At 59.4% G+C, this 4,326-nt stretch carries 7 protein-coding genes; 6 read left to right on the top strand and 1 reads right to left on the bottom strand.

Translation table 11 applies throughout. From position 1 onward, the window contains the following. Window positions 1-135: 135 nt before the first annotated feature. Window positions 136-885 carry a sulfite exporter TauE/SafE family protein gene (locus tag AC1D1Z_RS34550; protein WP_477853294.1) on the top strand — a complete coding sequence of 250 codons (750 nt, stop codon included), beginning with the start codon at window positions 136-138 and terminating at the stop codon, window positions 883-885. 190 nt (window positions 886-1,075) lie between these two features. Here AC1D1Z_RS34550 and AC1D1Z_RS34545 read toward each other — a convergent pair whose 3' ends face one another. Beyond that, the gene (locus tag AC1D1Z_RS34545; RefSeq protein ID WP_477853292.1) at window positions 1,076-1,327 is read right to left on the bottom strand and encodes a hypothetical protein; all 252 of its coding nucleotides are present in this window, start codon (window positions 1,325-1,327) and stop codon (window positions 1,076-1,078) included. Between AC1D1Z_RS34545 and AC1D1Z_RS34540 the strand changes: the two genes are divergently transcribed. The 5 genes from AC1D1Z_RS34540 to AC1D1Z_RS34520 all read left to right on the top strand — a co-directional run bounded on the left by AC1D1Z_RS34540 (window position 1,317) and on the right by AC1D1Z_RS34520 (window position 4,266). Beyond that, window positions 1,317-1,601, top strand: coding sequence for a type II toxin-antitoxin system TacA family antitoxin (locus tag AC1D1Z_RS34540; protein ID WP_477853290.1), 285 nt, complete (start codon window positions 1,317-1,319; stop codon window positions 1,599-1,601). The genes AC1D1Z_RS34545 and AC1D1Z_RS34540 overlap by 11 nt on opposite strands. Further along, window positions 1,601-2,089 carry a GNAT family N-acetyltransferase gene (locus tag AC1D1Z_RS34535; protein ID WP_477853288.1) on the top strand — a complete coding sequence of 163 codons (489 nt, stop codon included), beginning with the start codon at window positions 1,601-1,603 and terminating at the stop codon, window positions 2,087-2,089. Before AC1D1Z_RS34540 ends, AC1D1Z_RS34535 begins: the two co-directional genes overlap by 1 nt. A gap of 543 nt (window positions 2,090-2,632) precedes the next feature. Continuing rightward, window positions 2,633-2,779 carry a hypothetical protein gene (locus tag AC1D1Z_RS34530; RefSeq protein ID WP_477853286.1) on the top strand — a complete coding sequence of 49 codons (147 nt, stop codon included), beginning with the start codon at window positions 2,633-2,635 and terminating at the stop codon, window positions 2,777-2,779. Between the two features lie 247 nt (window positions 2,780-3,026). Then, window positions 3,027-3,287, top strand: a complete 261-nt coding sequence (locus AC1D1Z_RS34525; protein WP_017968256.1) for a DUF982 domain-containing protein — start codon at window positions 3,027-3,029, stop codon at window positions 3,285-3,287. A gap of 277 nt (window positions 3,288-3,564) precedes the next feature. Continuing rightward, complete coding sequence (locus tag AC1D1Z_RS34520; protein WP_477853284.1) at window positions 3,565-4,266, top strand: DUF899 family protein; 702 nt, start codon at window positions 3,565-3,567, stop codon at window positions 4,264-4,266. Window positions 4,267-4,326 lie beyond the last annotated feature (60 nt).

Here is a 4,326-nt window from a genome sequence, read left to right as displayed (position 1 = left end):
ATGTTTCCTTGACTACGGCGGATGGCAGTCGTGGGGCGGACTCTTATGGACGCACAACGTCGTACGGCAATGTGACCGCGGTATTGGACAAGAGGCTCGGCCGAAATCAGGCTTGGGTGCTAAGGCGACCTGACCATGTACGATATAATGCTTCTTTTCCTTGCTGGCTTGTTAGCAGGCAGCATGAATGCGTTGGCGGGCGGCGGGTCGTTCGTATCCCTGCCTGCGCTGATATCGGTCGGAGTGCCGTCGGTAGCCGCAAACGCGACAAGCACCTTAGCCTTGTTTCCCGGCGGTATGGCGAGCTCGTGGGTCTACCGTGATGGGGTTAGGAGTGTGTGCGGCGTCAATGTCGCGCCCATTGCTATAGTGACGGTGATGGGTGGTGTGGCCGGAAGCATTCTATTGCTGCTAACCCCATCGAGGATTTTCGATGGTACCCTGCCATGGCTTTTGCTGGTGGCGACATTGATGCTCGCTGCAGGTTCGAGGCTCAGCGCCCAGTTGCAGACGCAGGCACGTCCGAGTGTTCTGGCGTTCGCAACGGTTCAGTTCTTTCTCGGTCTTTATGGCGGCTATTTTGGTGGCGCGGTGGGTCTCATGATGCTTGCGGCGTGGAGCGCGCTCGGGGGCGGGGACATCAAGAGCCTGAATCCGACAAGAATGGTGATGGTAACCGCCGCCAACGCGGTCGCCGTCGTCGTCTTCGTACTTGCCGGGGCAATCGTATGGCAGGAGTGCATTCCCATGACGATTGGAGCCGTTATCGGCGGGTGGATCGGAGCGCATATCGGACGAAGGCTGCCATCATCGGCCGTTCGGGTGCTAACCCTCGCGGTGGCCTTTTTAACGACCGCGGTGTTCTTTTCGCGAGCTTACCTTTGAGCGGAGGTCCCGTGCCCCTCAGGCTCTCAGTCAATAACTTGCAATTGAAGGAGCCGAAGTCCTCCAAATAGCTCAACGTCGTTGCTGCCGATTATAGGCGGCACGCGGTGAGCTGGTGCCCAGTGTTCGCCTTTCCAAATGCGCGGATTTGCTGGTTGATCGGCGAGAGGCGCGATCCCAGGCTGCTGGATCACTCAACCAGCGCTCGCAATGCGCCGGGCGCGTCCTCGAAGGCGTAGGGATTGAGGAACTGGCGTCGCCAGAACAGTTTCTTGTCTAACGGTGAAAGCCGGGCTTCCGTTCGAAAGCGATCAGCGCCCATGTCCAGAAGGAACTGAGAGGGAGGCCTTTGGATATCAACCCGCAATACCGCAAGAAATAGATACACATTGTGTATGGGTTTGTGGTATTTGGCCTTGAAGGAAAAGGCCATGACCAGCAAAAACGCCACCGATACCCATACCCGCGCCGTTAATTTGAGGATTCGTGAGGACGTTCGCGTCCTGATCGACCGCGCCGCCAAGGCCCACGGGAAAACCCGTTCGGATTTTATGATCGACGCTTCGCGCCGTGCCGCCGAAGACGCGCTTCTCGATCAGACATTGGTGCGGGTCGATCCTGACAGCTACAAACACTATCTCGCCGTCCTCGACCAGCCGCCAAGTAGCGAAGGCTTCGAACGGTTGATGAACGCTCCCAAACCCTGGCAGCCGTAATGTTGTCTGCACCGACGCTTCTTGGCGAAGCACACGATCTCCAGCTATTCGACAGCGGGCACGACAGCCTTGATGAATGGCTGCGCCGCCGGTCGCGGGCCAATCAGGTCAGCGGCGCATCGCGAACCTATGTGGTCTGCGAGGGTGAGCGCGTTGTCGGTTATTACTGCCTCTCATCGGGAGCGCTCGCGGTCGCGGACGCGCCGGGAGCGATCCGGCGCAACATGCCCGACCCGGTTCCCATGGCAGTCCTTGGCCGTCTGGCTATCGATCGCAACTGGCAGGGAAAAGGAATCGGAGCCGCGCTGTTGAAAGACGCCGTACTGCGTACCGCACAGGCAGCCCATATCATGGGTATTCGCGGCCTTCTGGTTCACGCGATCTCCGACGAAGCCAAGGCATTCTATGAGCATTTTGGATTTGCAGCATCGCCCGCGAATCCTATGACCTTGGTGTTATCATTGAAAGCTCAAGAAGGCTTGAAGTGATCGGTGAAAATCGCCTTCGGCCGCTCCTCGACAATCCAACGACGGTCGGCGAATTGACGGAGAGTTTCCCGCGATATTGCGCGCCGCTGCCGTCGGGGGCCGCCCGTGCCAAGCACTAATCGGTCAGAGACAGCTGTCAAGCCTTGCGGGCTTCGTTCGGCCTCCTGTGCGTGAGCTTGTGTCATCGGATCGTCGCCATCGTCCGGCTCGGGGCCGTCAGGCGGTGGGGTCTCCCCAGGATCTCGCTCAGGTTCGGGATTGCCGATCGGCGGCGCTGGCGGCGGAACGATAGGCTCGTTGGGTACGGACATGATTTCCTCCCTGCAAACCGGAAAACTCGCGTGTCCTTCCGTTTATTCAAGAGTGGTGCCGTGAAGAGAGATGCTTTTCTCGAGCAGCGAACTGCTAGCCGCCGACGGTCTCGKACAATGGCCGGCTATTTAATAAGGGCAAGGGTACAAACGTCAGAAAGCCTGCGCCCTCGCGGAGAAGACGGACAAGGCGATCCGAGGATCGGGCAAGCAGTATGGCATCGGCGGCTCCATGCCTGGCTCGCCGATCGAGATATCAGTGCCGGCTTTGATGATGGGGAAACATGGCGACGTAGCAACGACGGAACTGGTCCGGCAGGGCAATCGCGGTCATCCTCGGATTAAGCGGTATTTCGACGATGTCGGCGTTCCGGAATGATCCGGGTGTTCGACTTCCTCGCGAAAATGTCGGCGGCATTGTTGGCTTCAGCATGGCGGGCAATGAGGCTGGCGTGCGTTTCTCTGGCAACAGGTGCCCAAGCTGACGCTGGCGATGCTAAGGCGACTAAGCGCCTTTATCTCCTTTCACTATGCGGCCTGCGAAACGAGCTTCGGCACGCCTGCGAAGATCACGGAACGGTTCTTGCACGGTTACTAATATGTTTACTGTGGGGAGACCTAATGTCATGAAGTGGCGCACATCCGAAGAGTTTGCCCCTCTGATGCTCGTTGTGAGTGGGTCGGAAAAATACAAGCTTGTCGCAACCCTTTTCCAGGCTGCCGAGATGCTGACAGTTGGCTGGCCGATCGACGACGGAGAAGAATATCTTATAGCGATTAGGGCGTGCCGAAATGCAATTCATGGGGAAATTCCGGCTCAGGACGCGCGAGCAGCGCTTATCCGTGCCGCCGACGAAGCTGGCATTCCGGTGATCACCGTTCACTGAGTTTCGCAGGGAAATGAGTTCACGGGGCGGCGTCCTCTATGCGATGCTGATCATGAGCTGGTTAGACGATCCGCATTTCGGAACGCACGTCTTGATCTGCTGGGCTTTGGCGAGCCGGGCGCCGAGCCGGCCAAAGCGCGGGGCGAATATTTTCCGTCGGCTCTGTCTATTTTTGCATCAGCCCGTCGTCCTTGTAATGATGTGCTGCGACCCGGTCGTGGCTTCAGCACGTCCTTTGCGCGTCTGAGACGCGCGGCAACAGAAGGAGGATATCGTCATGGATAATCAGCATCTGGTACCCGCCGCCGTGCTTGCGGCCAAGAACGGCGTCCGGTTCCCCAATGAGAGCGAGGTGTATCGCAGCGCCCGCGACGCGCTGCTGGCGGAAGAAATCGAATTGCGCCGCCACATCGAGCGTGTGGCAAGACAGCGCCGGGCGCTGCCGCCGGGCGGCGAGGTGACGAAAGACTACCGCTTCGAGGGCAGCGATGGGCCGATCTCCTTCAGCGAGCTCTTCGCCGACAAGGAGACGCTGATCGTCTACAGCTACATGTTCGGCCCGCAGCGCGAGCGTCCCTGCCCGATGTGCACCTCGCTTCTGTCGGCCTGGGATGGCGAAGTGCCTGACATCCAGCAGCGCGCAGCGCTTGCCGTCGTCGCCCGCTCGCCGATCGAAAAGCTGCTCGCCTTCAAGAAGGAACGCGGCTGGCACCACTTGCCGCTCTATTCCGACATGACGGACGATTACAGCCGCGACTATCGCGCGATCGGCACGGATGGCGGCGACGGCGCCGCCTTCAACGTCTTCACGCGGCGCGGCGGCACCATCCGCCATTTCTGGAGCCAGGAGATGGGCGAGGTGACCGCCGATCCCGGCGAGGATCCGCGCGGTGCGCCTGACCTGATGCCGCTCTGGACTGTGCTCGATGCGACGCCAGAGGGCCGGCCGGCGGACTGGTATCCGAAGCTGTCTTATTGAAGCAATTCCAGGAAAAGTGTGAAGCGGTTTTCCGTCCGGAATTGCGTAAAAACAAAAAGT

The sequence above is a fragment of the Rhizobium sp. P1_E1 genome, assembly GCF_056406015.1.
This window is presented reverse-complemented; position numbering and strand designations above follow the sequence as displayed.